This window comes from Gammaproteobacteria bacterium, assembly GCA_024235095.1.
GTDB lineage: Bacteria > Pseudomonadota > Gammaproteobacteria > Competibacterales > Competibacteraceae > UBA2383.
Genome location: JACKNC010000001.1, coordinates 711,574 through 731,102, shown reverse-complemented (window position 1 = coordinate 731,102; position 19,529 = coordinate 711,574). Strand labels below are relative to the sequence as shown.

The following is a 19,529-nucleotide window of genomic DNA, read 5'->3' as shown; positions in this document are numbered from 1 at the left end:
ATGTCGCTGCGGCTTGCATGAGGATATCCGTTCATGATCCGTCGATTATTTCACTGTGGGCTGGCTTTATGGCTCTGGGGTCCGATGAGCGCCCTGGCTCTGGAAGTCAGCGAGATTCAAGTCCAATCGGCATTGAATCAGCTATTCGATGCCAGGATTCCGTTACCAACCCTGATTCCTGAAGATATTACCCGGGTTTCGGTCAAGGTGGCGTCCCCGGCAATGTTCGAGGAATTCGGACTTGATCAGACGCCGACCCTGGAAAAGTTGGTTTTCTCTATTCAGTATGATGAAGAAAGCCGGGTTTACGTTAAGGTAGTTTCGACCGAACCGATCCGCGAGCCATCGCTGGCGCTATTGCTGGAGTTTGGTTGGCCGCGCGGCAAGACGTTTCGCGAATTTACCGTGTTGCTTGATCCAGTGAAGCGATTGGCGCAACCGGCGGGTGGCCGGACCAAAACCGTTCTCAGCGAACCCCGGATAGTAGCGACAAGGCCATCTCCCCCGGCGACGAAGGCTGAAGTTCATGCGGCGGCGCCCGAATTGCCACCCCTCCCGGTGGGAACCTCCTCGGTGGCATTCACTGACCAAACCAGCCAAGTCTATGGTCCGGTTGCGTCAGGCGAAGGGTTATGGGGCATTGCGCTCAAACTCCGCCCGGAGGGAGTTACCCGCGAACAGATGATGCAGGCGCTGTTCAAGGCGAATCCCGGAGCATTTTCCAGCGCAGGCATCGATGGTCTCAAAATCGGCGCTATGCTGCGTGTGCCGAGCTACCGGGAAATCGCCGATTTAACCGGTTCGCCGATTGCTCTGCGCCTGGCGGCGGTGGAAGAGTCAGCCGCGTTGCCCCTCTCCCCCAACCCTTCTCCGCCAAAGAGCGAAGGGAGTTTGCCCGCTGAATCAGCGCCTGAACCGATGGTCTCTAAACCCGAACAGGAACCTGCCCCAACTACCGTCCAAACGCCGGAACCGGAACCCACGCCGGTGGCCACGCCCGCTCCCGAACCCGAACCCGAACCGGCGTCAGTGGCCGCGCCCGAACCCAAACCCGAACCCGAACCGGCGTCAGTGGCCGCACCGGAACCGGAACCCGCGCCCGAACCTGCGTCCGAACCGGCGTCGGTGGCCGCGCAGGAACCCGAACTCGAACCCGAACCGGCGTCAGTGACCACGCACGAACCCGAACCCGAACCCGAACCCGAACCTGTCCAAGTTCCTTCCCCGGAACCGGAACTGGCGTCTGTCGCCGTGTTGGAATCGGAACCTGCCCAAGTTTCCGAACCGGAACTGGAACCGGAACCGGCGCTGGAAACCACGTTATCCGAACCTGTAGCGATAGCCTCCCAGTCAGATTCGCAACATCTGGAGCCGGTTTCAGCCACGCCGTTGCTGTCTTTTGTGGCCGCAGAAATTACGACGGCGGCAACTCAGACGCTCACGACGATGGTTTCCGAGCAAGAAACCCCAGTGATGACCGTCACTGACTCGGAAGCATCAACACAGGAGGTAGCGGCTGCCGAGGTTTTGCCTCCTGTCGAATCTCCGGTGGCGGAACTCGTTGAAGAGCCGTCCAGCGAATCTCCCATGCCGGAGTCGACTGAAGAACCGCCCAGCCAACCGCTCGTTCAAGCATCGCCTTCTGAACTTCCTACGCTAGAGACTGTTGAAGAACCACTGCCCGCTGAATCACCGCCAACAGACTCAGCTGAACACGCTTCTGATAAAAAACCGTCAGTAATGGAATCGGCCCAACCTTCTCGACTCCGATACAAGGGAGGTGATGAATACGGTCCGATCTCCGCTAATCAACGCTTGTGGGATGTCGCAACCGATGTTCGTCCTGATCCGAGTATTGACCGGGATATCATGATGAAGGCGCTATTTATGGCTAACCCCCAGGCGTTTTCCAAATCGAGCATGGATTATTTGAAGGAGGGCGCGATGCTAAGGATTCCCACCCTGCGGGAGATTGTCGAATACACAGGTTCCAGCACCGCGCAACAGTTGCTGGAAAAACAGGCAGCCCCCAAGCGCCGCAAGCGAGGAGGCTGAAAATTTATCCCCAGCGCGGCGGTGCGCCGTGGGCAGAAGCTTTAGCGCCAATAGAAATTCAAATGGGATTGACGGGTGCTGCTCACGCGGACCGCCTGTTGTTGCGTCTGATTGAGCACGTTAGCTTCTACGCGATAAGCGCCGGGCGGCAATTGCGCGAAAAACCACGGTCCCTGAGATTCCGCGTTGAGAACCGTCTTGCCGCTTTCGTCCATGATGCTCACCCGAACATCGGCCAGATAATCACCACTACCCTGCATCGCAAACAACAGGCGCAGGTTGAATTGACTGGACAAGGCATTGAGTTCATCGCGTTCGCCTTCGCCAATCCCTCCCGAGACGTACCGAACGCCTTGACTCTCCTGAATGTGGACCAGACCACCGGGCGGCAACCAATCGGGACCGCTATCCTCCCCTGAATCCATCCCAGCATAACCACGATCCCAACCGGGATAAGACGGAGTTCGCGCCGGAGCAACCGGCGCAGGTTCACCATAACCGGGGCGGGTATAGAACTGGATACCTTCACTCGGCGAGAGTGGTTGCTGAGACGGAGGCGGGCTGTAGGCAGGAGGAACAGAGTCTGTCTGTTGCGCGCTGGCCAGCAGATTCAATCCAGTGCTGAGCGCGAGCGCTACTATGGTTAAGTTGATCAAACGGATCATAGCCATTTCCGATCTCCTTTTGCTTTCCATGAGCTGTGTCAAAAATGGACTTTCTAAATGAACTGTCTCAATCATTAGAGTTTGGAGAGCGCCTATTGATTCCCATCCTGTTTAAGGATCATCTCTGAACAACAGGCGCATCCTTCTGGCGGATGTACGCCTTGATCTTGTTGACATCCGCCTCCATTACCTCGAACCGTTGCGGCAACGCTTCAATGTTCTCATACCCTACCGGGCGTTCTGGCGGTCGTCCTAACGCCTCGACGATCGACTCCTCGAATTTAGCCGGCAGGGCGGTTTGCAAACACAGTAGCGGCACACCCTCCTCGCGATACTCCAGTCCGACCTTCACTCCATCAGCGGTGTGGGTGTCGATGATGACGCCACATTCCTGGTATACCCGGTGGATGACCGCCATGCGGTTTGGATGATTGCTTGATCCAGACACAAAACCGAACCGTTGGATGTCGCGAAAAGCATCCGTACCGGACAAGTCGAAGAATCCATAGTCATCCACTTGCCGCCAGAGTTCACGGACAACCCCAGGGTCGCGACCGACGGCATCATAGATAAAACGCTCAAAGTTAGATGCTTTGGAAATGTCCATCGAGGGACTGCTGGTGTGCGTCACCTGATCCGGCTTGCGCACCCGGTAAACCCCAGTGCGGAAGAATTCATCGAGCACATTGTTTTCATTCGTAGCCAGGATCAACCGGCGAATCGGCAAACCCATACGTTTGGCGATATAACCCGCGCAGATATTGCCAAAGTTACCGGACGGCACGGCATACGATACTTCCTGGTCGTCATGCTCGGTGACTGCCAGCCAGCCTTTGAAGTAATAAACAATCTGCGCAGCGACCCGCGCCCAGTTGATCGAATTAACTGTGCCAATGGCGTAACGGGCCTTGAACTCGGCGTCGTTGCTCACCGCCTTAACGATGTCCTGGCAATCGTCGAAGACCCCGCGCACCGCGATGTTAAAGATATTGGGGTCTTGCAACGAAAACATCTGTGCGGTCTGAAACCGGCTCATCTTCTGATGCGGCGACAGCATGAACACCCGGATGCTGCGTTTGCCACGCATCGCGTATTCGGCGCTGGAGCCGGTATCGCCCGAAGTCGCGCCCAGAATATTGAGATGACCGCCGGTCTTGAGCAGCGCGTACTCGAACAGGTTTCCGAGTAATTGCAGGGCGATGTCCTTGAACGCCAGAGTCGGGCCGTTGGACAATTGCAGCAACCAGACGCCATCCAGCAAGGTTTTAGCCGGGGTAATATCCTCAGTGCGAAACGCTTCGACTGTGTAGGTTTTGTCGATCAGCGCGCGCAAATCTTCCGCCGGCAGGTCATCGGCGAACTTGTGCAGGATCGCGAAAGCCAGTTCCGGGTAGGACAGCCCACGCCAACTCGCCAGTTCCCCCGGCGCCAAGGTTGGATAGTCTTCCGGCAAGGTCAGACCACCGTCCGGGGCTAGACCGCCTAGCAGAATGTCGGAGAAGGATGCGGGGGCCATGCCGCCCCGGGTGCTGATGTAGCGCATGTGGGTGATTCCTCGTTAAATTTCGTGTCAAATACGCTTTATAAACGCTTTTCAGTCAAAGTGGTTACTCTGGCCAATCAACATCAGCGCTGGTTTAGTCTTATTGTATTTGTTAGGCAAGATAGGCTTTACCCCACCACGCCGAACACTCTGGTTCGTTCCAGGATACCCGCTGCCCAGCGTTGATGGGTGGCCGGTTCGCAAAATGTCCCACGCAACTTAAACACAGCGGATGCATCGGGACGCAGGATAGCCGAGGCCATTTCGTAATCGTCGCGAGAGACTCGATATTGTTCTTCAATCACCGGAATCTGTAGGGGGTGAATCGCTGTTTTACCCAATAACCCATGTTGAAGATCAGCCTCCACCTCACGCGCCAGCACCTCCGGCGTATCAAGGCGTTCAAACACCGGCGCACTCAGCGTGTAGCCCACCGGATGAAACACGCAGACCAGATCGGCGATCACGCTACGCAACGGTGTGTCATACACTGTCGCGCCGCGCGCCCGGCGAACGCCTAGCAGGTTCAACAGATCGTTGCCGCCAATCCGCAAGCACAGCACCTGGTCGCGCAATCCGCTATCCTCAAACCCATCGCGCAACACCTCCATCTGCCGGCGATCAAAGGTTTCCGGGGTTTCCAGCACGGGCATCAGCCAATGATCATAGCGGTCATCCCAAACCCGCAACCAATCCCCCAGCGAGCGCGGTCCGACCTTGGGCAGGACAAATCCCTGAATTCGTTGAATGCCCTCCATGCGCAACAATCGGCGTAACACCGCCGGGTTACGCGGACGAATGAAACGCAGCGCCGATCCGGTTTCCAGCTCCGGCAACAGCGCCGCCAGTCGCTGCAACGCCGGCTCCAGGTCCCGTTCATGCAAGGCATCTTCGGTGCAGAAAATCAGCGAGCGCACCGAGAGCGGTTTTTGCCCCTGTGCGATCTGCGCCAGATCCGGGCGGCTGGCCGGTACGTACAACGATGCGCCCAATTCGGTCGCTGACAGGGTGCGCGCGGACTCGGCGTGAAAATGGGCGTGAGACGCGCGAAAGTCGACAGGAATGACACTCATAACAGATCCTTGATGAGAGCGGTTGCCTGAATCGGCATAGCGGGATCGATGGTGATGGGAACCTGCTTTTCCTGAGCCAACCAATGCAGGTGTTCAACGTCAGGATGCGCAGGATCACGCAGCAGGAGTCGTCCCGGTACGCGACGCAACAACACGCGGGTCGCCTCAGCGACGCCGGGTTTGATGAAATTGCGGTCGCTGATGCGGTAACGATCATGAAGGCGCGCTAAAAAATCCGTCATCGCCCGCCGTCGCTCCTGACGTTCTTCCAGATTGCTGCGCACGGCACCCGGTTCAACCGTGGGAAAATGCCGGGCTACTTGATCGAGAAACCTGTTTGAACGGTCGCAGGGCGTAAATTCCTGGTAAAACACACAACCGTGGAAGTCGTCGGGACCGATAGCGGCATTGAGAATCGAGCGACTGGTCAATCCCGATACTGTGGCGTTGAGAACGCCGCTGGGCATCGCGTAATCGTCATAAGTTGCCGCGACATCGGCGGTTCCGCCAATATCTGACACGACATGCAGCGTTGCTTCCAGTTGCTCCGGCTGATGGTTATTCCAGTGTCTCAAAGCCCGGCGCAACTCTTCGGTAATCACCCCTTTGGCGGTCCAGCCGTCCACGAAGGCTAGTCCGCTGGCATCACGGCCCTCGGCGCGAAGGATGAATTTCAGGGCGTTTTCGTCGATGCCTCGGTCGCGAATGATGGAAATCGAATAGTGGCGCGCATCGAAGCGTCCCCGATGCCGCAGGGCGCGCGCGAGCAACGCGCCGATGGGCGTGCCGGCGCGGGCCAGCGACACGATGGTGATCTGCCGGGGCCGGCTCTCCGCCAAGTAGCGTGCTAACGCTATGATCTCCGCCGCTAATCGTCGGGCGTAACGGTCGGTCAACGCCTCAAACAATTGCAAATAACGCGGCCCCGGCGCGCGTTCTAGGGCGAGCATCTCGCTGTAATGACGCTGACCAGACTGAATCAGCCATTCCTTGGTGGCCACATCCACCATTTCCAGTTGCAACGGCTTCAACAGGAAGATTGTATCCTCGGGTTGATAACTGCCGGTGAACAGCGCCATCAGCGATACTCGCTCCAAGTTTGGTTCTGAATCTGACTATCCCTGGGCGTCAGGGCAAAATCGCAGACGCGCATGAAGGGCAGATCGGTCAAACTGTCGCCCGCGCCAATGGCGACAATCGGTCCTTCACGCCGCAACGCCTCCGCCACGCGCCGCACCGCATCGTGCTTTTGCGCCCCCCGAACCATCAGCGCCAGATTATTGCTGTTCCAGTGCAACGCCAGTTCCGCTGGCAATCCTTTCCGTTGCAAACGCGCCGCCAGCCGCGCCAGCGTTGCACCGTCATCATCGGCCTTGACAGAAAGATAGGTCAGGCAATGGTCAATCTCATGACGGCTGATCCGGTAGCCTTCTCCAGTCGCCTTGCCGCTCAAACGATTCCAATAGTCCTCTAGCAGCGACCGGGCCGCCGCCAATACCGGACGCACTTCGCTCGTCCACCAGACGGGCAACAAACCGTCCGGCTGGCGAATCACCGCGCCATGATGCGTGATGCGCCAAGAATTAAAGTCAATCGCCACCCGCTCTAGCGCGCGCTCTGTGCGCCCGGTGACGGGAATCACGATCCCTTGCTCCAGCCAGAAATTCAGCAAGCGTTGCTGAGCGCGGGTCATAAATGACAATACTTCACCCGCACGATTAAAAGCGGCGGGCGCTAACGGCTCATCAGGCGGACACTTGGGAGCAGTTTGCAGAATAGTGTCGTCCAGATCGAGAAAAACCACCACGCGCGGCATTATTCCTCCACGGCAAGCGCCAAACCGCCGAGCATGCTTGGCAAGACATGCGCCTGGGACAATGCAGGATGTTCGTAGATCACCACCGGAAACCGGTCAGGGTCCAGATTGTAAAGATAATTGGGAATGCCATCGCCTTGATGATCGGTAAATTCCCACCGGATGGCGATGGCGTCTCCGACCAAAATTGGCGAGCGCGTCGTGGATTGGTAAAGCACGTCGTAGCCTTCCTCTTCCAAAGCCAGAGCAACGCGGAACGGCGTGTAGGCATATTCGCCGGTACCGATAACAGTCAGCGGGCGATCAGCCTCCCTTACCCTGGCCCTCTCCCGGAAGGAAAGGGGATCGCCCCAACATCCAGCGATCAATCCGTTACGTGCAGGATCGGTGGCGATAGCGTCATGGTATTGTCCCGAATCAGCGAAGGCATCAGGCAACGCAGGCGGCGGAAACGCCGGATCGGCGGTAAAACTGAATTCACCTTCAATCAGCGCCGGGAATTGGACGGGACGCTCCAGCAGCGCCGCCAACTCCCGCTGCCGCACTGCACTCAGCCAGCAGGCGATGCTGATCAAGGCAATTTGCTCAACTCGTGGATTGACCTGTAAATAAGCGCGGGCCAGCTCCACTAGGGTGCGCCCGGTGGAAATCTCATCGTCCACCAACACCAGGCTGCGCGCTGCCTGAAACAGGGGCTGTAGCGCTGGCTCCGGCAGGTAAACTGCATGATCCGGGGCGTGGCTGTGAGACTCATCGAAGGCGAAAGCCAAGGGCCGCACCAACCGGCAGCGGGTCGTTTGCAGATACAGCACGTCATCGCGCCCATTTTGCAAGGCGGCTTCCTCGGCGACCCCGCGTCCCAGTGCGGTCGCGGTTTCCGCCATGCCGATCACCAGCAGCGGACCCGGCAGATCGGCAATTTTCGCCGCCAACCGCTGGTGAACCTCGCGCATGACGCTGGGACGCACCGGCCAGTGCTTGCCCAGCACCTTGCTGACGAACAGGTACAGCCGCCGGGGATTCTGGCGGGTCGCGTAGGTCAGGCACTCGTTCAGCGGCCACTCCTCCCGACGGAGCATCAAGTCCAAACAACCGGCCTGGATAGGAGCGGTCACGGTTCGCAACGTCAAGAGGTTCTCCTTACGGAAGGCAATATGCCCATATCATTCAGAATGAATATGACACGATGTGCATAAGTATGCTCGGCCAGCACCCGTTGACGACCCGCCTCTGCGATGCGCGTGGCAAACTCCGGCTCCCGTCGCAAGCGGGCGACCAGATCGTTCAGTTCATCGGCGTTGTGGTACACCAAAATTTCCCGGCCCGGCTCGAAGCAACGCGGTAAATCGACCAAATGATCGTTTAAGACGACTGCGCCACAGGCCAGCGGTTCAAAACTGCGCTGATTCAAACCATGTTCAACATTCGCTTCATTGCGGACATTGAGCACCGCCTGATGGCGCTGGTACAGCCGAATCAGCGCGCCGCGACCGATCTTGCGGTTTTGCACATGGTGAAATCCCTGAGCGGCCAGCGCGCTCCAGTCGGTGCCGATCACCCGCGCCGGTTCATGCAAACCACGGACTGTCGATTCACGGAACCCGGTGCGGCTGGCGACGAACAACAGTTGGGGATCACGAGGCGCATTGCTCGGCTGGAACTGGTCGGGATCGACCGCCAGTGGCAAATAACGCTTGGCTGGGGCAAAGCCAGCCTGTTCAGCATCCTGGAAAAAATAGGTATCGGTGAAGTACAACCGGTCGCAACCATCCGCCCGCGCCTTGCTGTTGAGTGGAAAGCGATCGCCGACCAGACCTGCAATCAACGGTCGCTGGGACCGGTCATGCAAAATCCGGTAATAGTCCAGCGAAACGCCAAACGCACCCGTCACGATCACCACGTCAGGACGAAATCGCGCCAAAGTTCGCTCGAACCGGGTCAACATCCAGTCAGCGGTCGTCGCGCTTCGCCCCTGCCATTTAACCCGCAGGCGCGAGTTCCACGTATCGCCATTGATAGCGAATATCCGTGCGGCATGACCGAGTCGAAGGCAAGCGCGATGCAGATTTTCTAGCCAGAGCACCAGACTACCGCGTTTACCGAGCAACAGGATGCGTATTGACGTGCCAGGTTGAACATTGCGTTTGGCAACAAATTTCCATCCGTTGGTTTCTCCAAGCGTAACGATTGATCGCACTTTCTAGTACACTCCCCAGTGAAGGTCGATTAAAACCAAAAAAGCCTGACTTAACCAAGTCCATTGTCCATTGAAAATCGCGCGTGGCCTGAATGCGCTGTGGATGCAGGGCGGATTACAATACACGCCGCCGGTTCGGTAATTGCTCAATTTTATTGGCCCGAGGCGGCTATAAAACCGTCTCGTTAACTCTATCTGCACATTTATCGCGGGACTGAATCTTGAAATTTACTAATACTATCCAGCAGAACGCTAGCTTAGTAGTGATGGCAATATTCTCAATTAATTTCTTGATTTTCATTGCTGCTCCAGCTGGCCAGATATCAGACTCAAAATATGCATTACTAGTGGGCTGACACAGAAGTTTTGACAGGTAGCGGTGGGTGCCCTATGGTTGAGATCAACAGGAGGAATCACCATGGCCCACAAGTATCTGGTTGATCTAACTGAAGAGGAGCGGGAAGACCTGCTGAAGGTCATTCATAAAGGCAAGGCAGCGGCGCGCAAGGTTGCCCGTGCCCATGTGTTGCTGCAGGCTGCGGAAGGGGCGACGGATGAGGCCATTGCCCAAAGCCTTCACTTGGGGATTTCGACCGTTCATCGTACCCGTCAACGGTTTGTCGACGAAGGGTTGCTGGCGGCGTTAAGCGAGCGGCCACGAGTCGGTTTGCCCCCGGCCTTGACCGGCAAACAGGCCGCCTTTCTGGTCGCCTTGGCCTGTAGTACCCCGCCCGCTGGCCGTTGTCAGTGGACTCTCCAATTGTTAGCGGACCGCTTCATGGAACTCCGGCCCATCGAAGCCATTTCCCGTGAGAGTGTGCGGCGCATCCTTAAAAAAACGACCTCAAACCCTGGCAACGTCAAGAATGGTGTATTCCCAGTGTCAGTCCCGATTATGTTTGGCATATGGAGGATGTGTTGGACCTGTACGCCGAACCCGATGATCCTCAATACCCCCAAGTGTGCTTCGATGAAAGTCCGGTGCAATTGACCAGCGAAACCCGCTGTCCTCAACCCGCCCGCCCGGGTCAACCGGCGCGCTATGACTGTGAATACAAACGCGAAGGCACCGCCAATTTATTTCTATTCGTACAACCCTTGCGCGGGTGGCGTCATGTTAATGTCACGAAACAGCGCACCAAACGCGATTTTGCCCAGCAAATGCAGCAACTCGTTGATGTGTACTTTCCGAAGGCGGAGCGAATCCGGTTGGTCGTGGATAACCTCAATACCCACACTCCTGCGGCCTTGTATAGTGTCTTTTCTCCAGAGGAAGCCCGCCGGATCACCCGCAAGCTCGAATTTCATTACACCCCCAAGCATGGCAGTTGGCTCAATATGGCGGAATGTGAGTTCGCTGTTCTCGCCGGCCAGTGTTTGAATCGCCGCATTGCGAACCTCGAAACTTTGCGGAAGGAAATCGCCGCTTGGCAAGGCCCACGCAACCTACGTCAGACCAAAATCCACTGGCAGTTCGGCACCGACTTGGCCCGGGTCAAACTCAAGCGCCTCTATCCTCCCTTGAAATCTTCTGAAACCCCGGTGGACCTAGAAACCTCTGAACCTGTCAAAACTTCTGTGTCAGCCCACTAGTCAGTCAGTCTTTGCTAGATCATGGGTCTATTCAGCTTGATCGCTATAATTTGCCAAAAATCGAGTCACATGGTTATCAACCTTATCAACTAGAAATAGTTAATAATCATATCCTCTACTATTTTCCTATAGGTTCATCTATTCTATCAGTTCCATTTGTAGCTGTCGCAAATCTATTTGGGGTGTACCCGACTAATTCTGAAAAATCTTTTGGCACTAAGAGACTAATGGAATGGTCCGCCCCGCTCCTCCAACGAGCCCAAAGCGGGCAAGATAGTGAATGCTGACTCACATCATATTAACCGAGATAACGGAGCGGACCCATGAAAGAGTATACCAATGAGCGCGTCATTAAGGTTGTCGGCATTGATCTGGCCAAGCGGAGTTTTCACGTTTACGGCGTGGACGAGAACGGTCAACGGGTGATCCGCAGGACCTTCAACCGGGTACGTCTGAGTGAATTCATGGCGAATCTGCCCGCCTGTACGGTGGCCATGGAAGCCTGTGGCAGTGCGCACTATTGGGCGCGGCAGTTCCGGGAGGACGGCCATGAGGTACGGTTGATCGCGCCCCAGTTCGTGAAGCCCTTTGTGAAATCCAATAAAAACGACGCCGTCGATGCCGAGGCGATTTGCGAAGCGGCCCAGCGGCCCAGGATGCGGTTGGTGGCGATCAAGAGCGTGGAACAGCAAGATATCCAGGCGATTCACCGGATGCGCAGTTTGGGGGTGGAACGCCGCACCGCCCAGGTCAATCAGATTCGCGGTTTTTTGTTGGAATACGGCATTGAAATCCCGCAGGGGCGTGTGGCGGTGAACCAGCGCCTGCCGGAGATTCTTGAGGATCCAGAGAACGGCCTCAGCGAGCGCTTCCGGGCTGAGCTACGCGAGTTGGCTGACGAACTCCGTCACTTGGATGAACGGGTTGCTCATTATGACGCCCAGATTGAGACCCTGGCGGAAAGCCATCCGCAGGCGCAAGCGTTGATGACGATCCCCGGTCTGGGCGCCAAGGGCGCGACCGCGTTGGTAGCGGCCGTCGGCGAGGATCCCCGACTCTTTAAGAACGGGCGGGGTTTGGCGGCTTGGCTGGGCCTGGTGCCGCGCCAGCACTCCACCGGTGGACGGGACCGCTTACTGGGTATCAGTAAACGGGGGGATGTCTACCTGCGGCAGTTGCTGATTCATGGCGCCCGCGCCGTGTTGCGCTGGGTCGAGCGCAAGGACGATCCGACGAGCCGCTGGGCCCGGGGACTGAAAGGCCGTCGCCATGCCAACGTGGCGGCCGTCGCGTTGGCCAACAAGATCGCCCGGATCGCCTATGCGGTGATGACGACCGGCCAGCCCTATGATGCGGCCAAAGGCGCTCTGGCTCCGGTTTGAGTCTTTCTACGCTTCATCCGCGACCCGGTCGCTACGACCACCCCAGTACCTCCCACCATAAGTTGCGAAGAGTGAATCTCACGGTGATGGCATGAAAGACCAGTTCTGCATTTCCGAAAACCTGATTCGTACAAAAGCCGGCTCTGCCGAGACTGCGAGACTGATAAGGACGGAGATGCGCGCGAATTCCATCAGGGCACGAGGGCAGGCGAGCGCCTCAACACGATGCCGGATATATGGCCGCAACTTTTCCTTCAGCCAAACGGCGATTTCCTCTTGCATCGCGGGGCGGACCATATATGTACGAAAACTTAATATCCTACGCAGCCTCTAAAATGGGTTCCTGCAATAATTCACGATTCTTAAATATTTTTCGCAACATTAATCGAATTGAAGCAAGGTAGACTTGACTTTGACTCGATGCAGGCTTCCTTTCGTAATCTCTACTTAATCGACGAGATCGCCCCAACCAAGCGAGGCTTCTTTCAACAACCCATCGCCGAGGTAAAACCTGAAATCCTTTCTCTTCTTTATTTTTGTTAACAACTTCAATCGTGCAGTTAAAGTTTTTCTCAAGCCATTGAGCCAGGGACTCACCTTGATAAGCACCATCGGCCCAAACTTTCCGGATCGTATTGGCGATGGATAGCCCACCTTGTAATACCTGTGGTGCGCCTTTTACATCCGGAATATTCGCGGCATGCACCCCGACATAAATTAGACAACCCATTGTATCCACTAGAATATGCCTTTTTCTTCCTTTAACTAACTTGCCTCCATCAAATCCTGTTTCATCCGCACATTCCTGAGTGCCTTTCACCGATTGGCTATCAATGATCGCGGCGCTTGGGGTCTCATTTCGCCCTACTTCTTGACGAAATTTTTGGTGAAGCGCCGTGTTAATTTTCTCGAAAACACCGTTATTGATCCATTGATGATAATAAGTGCTGACGGTGGTATACGCCGGAAAATCTTTGGGAAGATATCGCCACTGACAACCCGTTTTATTGATGTAAAAAATTGCATTTAAAATCTCGCGGAGATCCACTTCTCGGGGACGTCCTCGCGTATTTGGCTCGCGTTCTTCCAAAAGGGGTTGAACCCTCTCCCATTCCGCATCGGTGAGATCACTGGGATAGCGATTAAACGGTTTTTCCTTCGGCCAAGACATCGCGTACCTCGAACAAAAATTTCGAAACTAAAATAATTTGGGCTTTTTTGGGTAATTCTATCAAAAAAACAATAAATAAAATAAATATGTTATTTTTCGTACATATATGGTCCGCCCCGCGATGCAAGAGGAAATCGCCGTTTGGCTGAAGGAAAAGTTGCGGCCATATATCCGGCATCGTGTTGAGGCGCTCGCCTGCCCTCGTGCCCTGATGGAATTCGCGCGCATCTCCGTCCTTATCAGTCTCGCAGTCTCGGCAGAGCCGGCTTTTGTACGAATCAGGTTTTCGGAAATGCAGAACTGGTCTTTCATGCCATCACCGTGAGATTCACTCTTCGCAACTTATGGTGGGAGGTACTGGGGTGGTCGTAGCGACCGGGTCGCGGATGAAGCGTAGAAAGACTCAAACCGGAGCCAGAGCGCCTTTGGCCGCATCATAGGGCTGGCCGGTCGTCATCACCGCATAGGCGATCCGGGCGATCTTGTTGGCCAACGCGACGGCCGCCACGTTGGCATGGCGACGGCCTTTCAGTCCCCGGGCCCAGCGGCTCGTCGGATCGTCCTTGCGCTCGACCCAGCGCAACACGGCGCGGGCGCCATGAATCAGCAACTGCCGCAGGTAGACATCCCCCCGTTTACTGATACCCAGTAAGCGGTCCCGTCCACCGGTGGAGTGCTGGCGCGGCACCAGGCCCAGCCAAGCCGCCAAACCCCGCCCGTTCTTAAAGAGTCGGGGATCCTCGCCGACGGCCGCTACCAACGCGGTCGCGCCCTTGGCGCCCAGACCGGGGATCGTCATCAACGCTTGCGCCTGCGGATGGCTTTCCGCCAGGGTCTCAATCTGGGCGTCATAATGAGCAACCCGTTCATCCAAGTGACGGAGTTCGTCAGCCAACTCGCGTAGCTCAGCCCGGAAGCGCTCGCTGAGGCCGTTCTCTGGATCCTCAAGAATCTCCGGCAGGCGCTGGTTCACCGCCACACGCCCCTGCGGGATTTCAATGCCGTATTCCAACAAAAAACCGCGAATCTGATTGACCTGGGCGGTGCGGCGTTCCACCCCCAAACTGCGCATCCGGTGAATCGCCTGGATATCTTGCTGTTCCACGCTCTTGATCGCCACCAACCGCATCCTGGGCCGCTGGGCCGCTTCGCAAATCGCCTCGGCATCGACGGCGTCGTTTTTATTGGATTTCACAAAGGGCTTCACGAACTGGGGCGCGATCAACCGTACCTCATGGCCGTCCTCCCGGAACTGCCGCGCCCAATAGTGCGCACTGCCACAGGCTTCCATGGCCACCGTACAGGCGGGCAGATTCGCCATGAATTCACTCAGACGTACCCGGTTGAAGGTCCTGCGGATCACCCGTTGACCGTTCTCGTCCACGCCGTAAACGTGAAAACTCCGCTTGGCCAGATCAATGCCGACAACCTTAATGACGCGCTCATTGGTATACTCTTTCATGGGTCCGCTCCGTTATCTCGGTTAATATGATGTGAGTCAGCATTCACTATCTTGCCCGCTTTGGGCTCGTTTAGGCTTGCCAACGATTATCCCTACATTATCAACGAACTGAGCGTTAATCAAATTGTCTAATAACTATAGAAGACCTCTTTAGAGACTCTAAATTTATAGAGGAGGTGCGGCAATGAACGCGGAATGGATGTTTGATGCACGTAAAATACCGGATGAAGTGATGAATTACATCCGGCGTATTGCGGTTCGCGCGGTCGAAGAGAAGCATTATGGTCCGGAGCTTGTTGCTGATTTTTTGGGTATCGACCGAACGAGTATTTATGATTGGCTTCGCAACTATCGTTATGAAGGAGAAGAAGCCCTGGATACCCGGAAAGCGCTCGGCGCCACGTGTGTGATGACTCCGGATATTGATCGATGGTTAAAAGAAACGATACTCAATACGACGCCGGCGGATCATGGCTATGATACGGTTTTATGGACTTTAGAGATCATGGTTAATTTATTGAAAGAGTACTTTGGTTTATGGGTATCGGATGCCACGGTTCGTCTGCATTTACATCAATTAGGACTGAGTTGTCAAAAACCTTGTTATCATGCCTTAAACCAGGATCAGGAGGAAGTTAAAAAGTTTATTAATGAAGAATTTAAAGAGATTCAGAAGCGGGCTCAAGAACTTGGAGCGGATATTGCGTTTCAGGATGAGTCATGGGTTCAAGGCCATACGCGTTCTGGACGGACGTGGGGCTTAGTCGGTCATCCGCCTGAAATTAAAGTGAGTGATGACCGGGGTGGGTTTCACATTTTATCGATGGTTACGGCGACGGGCGAGTTAATATTTGAAGTGACCACTCAAAAATGAGTGAGTGGGGTTTTCATTGCCTTTTTAGAGAAGGCATTAGAGGGTCGAGAGCGCCCATTAATTGTCATCACGGACAATGCGTCTTATCATACCTCGAAAGAAGTCAAAGCCTTTCTTGAGACGCATCGAAAACAAATCCGCTTGTTCTTTCTTCCCCCCCACTCGCCAGAGTTAAATCCGGATGAACAGGTTTGGAATGAGATCAAAAATGATCATCTGGAAAAGGAGCCAATTAAAAACCGGGCTGATTTCAGAGCGCGCGTTTATTCTGCTTTGGAAAAGCTAAAAGAATTTCAGGAAAGGGTCAAATCATTTTTTAGGCTCCCTGATACTCAATACGCTAATCCTGAAAAAGCTCCAGCATGATTTTTGTGGGGATAACTATTAGCAAGACAATTGGAGGAGCGGGGCGGACCATTCCATTAGTCTCTAAGGCAATTCTAAAATTTTTAGGTACACATCCAGTTAGCTTTGACAGTGATCATAGTATCGAAGGAGAAACTATTATACAGAGAGCTTTAGCAGCTCTACTTATGGCTGGGTTATCAATTATTTTATATTTTTTGTCCAGGCTGTTTTTACATGTAGAATGGAATATTTTAGTGGTATTCAGTAATATCTTATAGTCTTTCTAATATAGTAAAACAGTTTTTAGATAGTTTGGAAAACCGCAACTAACGCATCAAAAAGATTTTGAAAATTTGCAACAATTTTCCTCAACTTTCCCTTAAGAAGTGCCCAGTAGTTTTCGATGGGATTTAAATCCGGTGAATAAGGAGGCAAAAACAACAATTGGTGGCCATTGTCTTCAATGATTTCTCGTGTTTCTTCCGATTTGTGAAAACGAGCATTATCCATCACGATAATACAATTTTTTGGAAGTTCAGGGATTAAGAATTTCTCAAGCCAAGTATTAAATATCTCCGTATCTGTATAAGATTGATAGGCAAGTGGCGCAATGATTTCATTGTTGAGTAGTCCACCCAATAAATTTAGTTTTTCAGTGGGTCTGCTTTTCCTTTCACCAAAAATAATTTCGCCTCTTGGACTCCAGCCAAATTCATTTCTTACATTATTATGAAATCCAGATTCATCTACATAAACAATTTGTTGTGCATCATCTCCCCGGGATGCATTCGCCGCTAATTGTTGAATAAACTCCATTCTTTGTTGTTCATCCCTTTCTTCGTAGAGAAATTGTTTTTTTTATATGTAATATTGAGTGCTTTCAATCTTGCTTGAACCGATGAGGGTTTAACCGAAAAATGTTCTGCAATTTGTTTGAGGGTCACCGAAGGATTGTTTCTAATGTAATCCGTTAAATCAGAGTCACTGAATTTTCTTGCACGAAACTGAGTCCTTTTTTTTGGTTTAATATCCCCCGTTTGCAAATACTGACGAATCCAACGATTCAAAGTATCCATCCCTATTTTGAAAAGCGTAACGATATCCATTTTCGACAGACCATTCAAGTAACTCTGTATCACTCTTGTTCTTAAATCTTCACTATACGGCTTGGACATTGCAATACTCCTTATTGAGCTAACTTCTTCATTATATATTAACTAATAAAAAACTGTTTGACTATAGATATCCCCATATTGTTTATGCTGGAGACGGTTTAAGATCCGCATATTGAGTGTCGGGTAGTTTAAAGAATGACTGAATTCTTTCTTTAAAATTCTGTAGTTTGAATAGAGCAGAATACAGGCGATGCTCAAAGTCGATAGGACCTTTAATCGGTTGTTTTTCTAACTGGCGATGTTTAATCTCATTCCAGACCTGTTCATCGGGATTTAACTCGGGTGAATGAGGCGGTAAAAAGAATAACCGGATATTTTGTGCATGGTCCTCGGCAAACTTCTTCACCTCCTTTGAGGTAGGATAAGACGCTCGATCGGCAATGACTATTAAGGGTCGAGTTCGGCTACGCAACACTTTTTTCAGAAATTCAATGTAGACGGAACTGTTGAGTTTTTCCGTCGTGATCTGAAACATCAATTCACCGTCCGCCGTGACCATCGAGAGCACAGGATCACCGCCCTTTTCATCACAGGCTTTGATTTCAGGCGGCTGACCCACAAGTCCCCAGGTCCGTCCAGAGTGATTACCGCATCCGATCCAAGATTCATCTTCAAAGGCAAGATCAGCGTTCAGCTCCTGCGCAAGTTTCTGAATCTCTTGGAAGTCTTCATCAATAAACTTTTTGATTTTGGCGGGATCACGGCCAAAAGCACGATAACAGGATTTTTGAACACTCAAGCCTAACGCATGAAGGTGCAGATTCACGGTGGACGGCGATACCCAGAGATCGAAGCGTTCTTTTAGCAAATCAACCATGATTTTTGAGGTCCACAATACCGTATCATCACCCTGCTCTTGTGGAGTTGAATTTAAGAGTCTGTCTGGCAAAAGTTCAGATGCAATTTGCAAGCGTTTTCTTCAGCATGGCGATGCGGATCATATTTTCGGCTGTGCCCGTCAGGATCTCAAAATCCTTGCTGAGCCTGCGGAAGCGACCGAGCCAAGCGAACGTGCGCTCGACAACCCAACGTTTCGGAAGGACGGCCCATCCGTCTTTGATCTTGGTTGAGAGGTGCAGGACCAGCCCGAGCGTCTCGTCCACGAACTTCACGGCCGTCCCGCGATAGCCCGCATCACCAGAAAACGCGTCAATGCTCGGGTGCTTCTCCGCTGCACGCGCCATGACAGGACCCCCCGCCACGGTATCGGCGCAATGGGCTGCGTGCACGGACACCTGCAGGAGGTTGCCGAGTATATCGACCCCAATATGGCGCTTACGCCCTTTGACTGTCTTGCCTCCGTCGATGCCGCGTTCTTCACTCGCGTACTCGGTTTTGACGCTCTGCGCGTCGATGATTCCGTCACTGGGCGATACCGAACGCGCGTGGGCTTGGCGATAGAGCGTGTTGAGCTGATCCAGTGCCGATTCCCAGACACCGCGTTTGCTCCATCGGCTGAAATGATCGTAAACCGTTTGCCACGGCGGAAAATCGTTGGGCAGCATGCGCCACTGGCAGCCAGATTTCACGACGTACAAGATGGCGTCGACAATCAGTTTACGCGGATGCAGACACCCACAACCACGCCGGTCGCTGGGTTGAAAATGGTGATGAATCCGATCCCATTCGGTGTCTGTTAGGTCGCTTGGATAGCCCATGGCTTGTCCTGAATGTAAAAACCGCTTGACTTTGGTAGATACTTTTTTGCCAGACAGATTCTAAGATCGTCTCTTTCATCCAGGCATCGATATCTGGCGTGATCACCCACGGTGCCCCTGGAGCTTTACAGGTATCTAACGCTTCTTCTCCTTGGTGGCGATAATTGCGGAGCCAGTCATAAATGCTCGTTTGATCCTTTGGATAAAACAGATTTGCACCTGAGATTCGGATACAACATCGATGTCACTCCTACTAACCCAGACGCTAAATGTGGAGGTGCTAATGGCTTGAACATTACTTGCGATCACGACCGACCTTACCGGTTTTATGGGAAGACCATCGATATATTCTATCTCGATGCTTTAAACAACCATAACTTAGTTGATCCGATTACGGCTGACGATATAAAAACCGGTATGGGCTATCCACTATCGGTGGAATCAGGGAAAACGCTTGATGATCTAAACAAGCAATATGAAAAGGATAAGGAATGCCATATTATCGGATCGACCTGTA

Annotated in this window: 17 protein-coding genes and 1 pseudogene; 5 read left to right on the top strand and 13 right to left on the bottom strand. The window is 53.6% G+C overall.

The annotated features are described in order from the left end of the window. The first annotated feature begins 33 nt into the window (after window positions 1-33). Window positions 34-2,055 (top strand): hypothetical protein, encoded by a 2,022-nt coding sequence (locus H6973_03115; protein MCP5124646.1) that lies wholly within the window; start codon window positions 34-36, stop codon window positions 2,053-2,055. 41 nt (window positions 2,056-2,096) lie between these two features. Here H6973_03115 and H6973_03110 read toward each other — a convergent pair whose 3' ends face one another. The 7 genes from H6973_03110 to H6973_03080 all read right to left on the bottom strand — a co-directional run bounded on the left by H6973_03110 (window position 2,097) and on the right by H6973_03080 (window position 9,349). Then, window positions 2,097-2,726, bottom strand: coding sequence for a carboxypeptidase regulatory-like domain-containing protein (locus tag H6973_03110; GenBank protein MCP5124645.1), 630 nt, complete (start codon window positions 2,724-2,726; stop codon window positions 2,097-2,099). A 112-nt stretch (window positions 2,727-2,838) separates the two neighbouring features. Further along, window positions 2,839-4,263, bottom strand: coding sequence for a threonine synthase (locus H6973_03105; protein ID MCP5124644.1), 1,425 nt, complete (start codon window positions 4,261-4,263; stop codon window positions 2,839-2,841). A 128-nt stretch (window positions 4,264-4,391) separates the two neighbouring features. Then, window positions 4,392-5,336: an HpcH/HpaI aldolase/citrate lyase family protein gene (locus H6973_03100; protein ID MCP5124643.1), complete on the bottom strand. Its 945-nt coding sequence runs from the start codon at window positions 5,334-5,336 to the stop codon at window positions 4,392-4,394. After that, complete coding sequence (locus H6973_03095; protein ID MCP5124642.1) at window positions 5,333-6,415, bottom strand: cysteine protease StiP family protein; 1,083 nt, start codon at window positions 6,413-6,415, stop codon at window positions 5,333-5,335. The genes H6973_03100 and H6973_03095 overlap by 4 nt, the downstream gene beginning before the upstream one ends. Further along, window positions 6,415-7,152: a hypothetical protein gene (locus H6973_03090; GenBank protein MCP5124641.1), complete on the bottom strand. Its 738-nt coding sequence runs from the start codon at window positions 7,150-7,152 to the stop codon at window positions 6,415-6,417. The genes H6973_03095 and H6973_03090 overlap by 1 nt, the downstream gene beginning before the upstream one ends. Beyond that, window positions 7,152-8,282, bottom strand: a complete 1,131-nt coding sequence (locus H6973_03085) for a phosphoribosyltransferase domain-containing protein (GenBank protein ID MCP5124640.1) — start codon at window positions 8,280-8,282, stop codon at window positions 7,152-7,154. The genes H6973_03090 and H6973_03085 overlap by 1 nt, the downstream gene beginning before the upstream one ends. After that, window positions 8,279-9,349: a glycosyltransferase gene (locus tag H6973_03080; GenBank protein MCP5124639.1), complete on the bottom strand. Its 1,071-nt coding sequence runs from the start codon at window positions 9,347-9,349 to the stop codon at window positions 8,279-8,281. The genes H6973_03085 and H6973_03080 overlap by 4 nt, the downstream gene beginning before the upstream one ends. A gap of 418 nt (window positions 9,350-9,767) precedes the next feature. Here H6973_03080 and H6973_03075 point away from each other — a divergent pair. Further along, window positions 9,768-10,942, top strand: a pseudogene (locus H6973_03075) (IS630 family transposase). A 323-nt stretch (window positions 10,943-11,265) separates the two neighbouring features. Next, window positions 11,266-12,324 (top strand): IS110 family transposase, encoded by a 1,059-nt coding sequence (locus H6973_03070; protein MCP5124638.1) that lies wholly within the window; start codon window positions 11,266-11,268, stop codon window positions 12,322-12,324. 319 nt (window positions 12,325-12,643) lie between these two features. On the opposite strand, the gene H6973_03065 is transcribed toward H6973_03070, so the two are convergent. Then, window positions 12,644-13,495, bottom strand: a complete 852-nt coding sequence (locus H6973_03065; GenBank protein ID MCP5124637.1) for an IS5 family transposase — start codon at window positions 13,493-13,495, stop codon at window positions 12,644-12,646. Between the two features lie 403 nt (window positions 13,496-13,898). Then, window positions 13,899-14,957, bottom strand: a complete 1,059-nt coding sequence (locus H6973_03060; protein MCP5124636.1) for an IS110 family transposase — start codon at window positions 14,955-14,957, stop codon at window positions 13,899-13,901. A 184-nt stretch (window positions 14,958-15,141) separates the two neighbouring features. On the opposite strand from H6973_03060, the gene H6973_03055 reads away from it, so the two are divergent. Continuing rightward, window positions 15,142-15,831 carry an IS630 family transposase gene (locus tag H6973_03055; protein MCP5124635.1) on the top strand — a complete coding sequence of 230 codons (690 nt, stop codon included), beginning with the start codon at window positions 15,142-15,144 and terminating at the stop codon, window positions 15,829-15,831. Beyond that, entirely contained in the window at window positions 15,832-16,197 is a 366-nt protein-coding gene (locus H6973_03050; GenBank protein ID MCP5124634.1) for a transposase, read from the top strand. Between the two features lie 285 nt (window positions 16,198-16,482). Here the strand turns inward: H6973_03050 and H6973_03045 are convergent, their stop codons facing one another. The 4 genes from H6973_03045 to H6973_03030 all read right to left on the bottom strand — a co-directional run bounded on the left by H6973_03045 (window position 16,483) and on the right by H6973_03030 (window position 19,012). Further along, window positions 16,483-16,995 carry an IS630 family transposase gene (locus H6973_03045; GenBank protein MCP5124633.1) on the bottom strand — a complete coding sequence of 171 codons (513 nt, stop codon included), beginning with the start codon at window positions 16,993-16,995 and terminating at the stop codon, window positions 16,483-16,485. Beyond that, window positions 16,974-17,354, bottom strand: a complete 381-nt coding sequence (locus H6973_03040) for a transposase (protein MCP5124632.1) — start codon at window positions 17,352-17,354, stop codon at window positions 16,974-16,976. Before H6973_03040 ends, H6973_03045 begins: the two co-directional genes overlap by 22 nt. Window positions 17,355-17,436: 82 nt before the next feature. After that, window positions 17,437-18,264: an IS630 family transposase gene (locus H6973_03035; GenBank protein MCP5124631.1), complete on the bottom strand. Its 828-nt coding sequence runs from the start codon at window positions 18,262-18,264 to the stop codon at window positions 17,437-17,439. Beyond that, window positions 18,248-19,012, bottom strand: coding sequence for an IS5 family transposase (locus H6973_03030; protein MCP5124630.1), 765 nt, complete (start codon window positions 19,010-19,012; stop codon window positions 18,248-18,250). Before H6973_03030 ends, H6973_03035 begins: the two co-directional genes overlap by 17 nt. Between the last annotated feature and the right edge of the window lie 517 nt (window positions 19,013-19,529).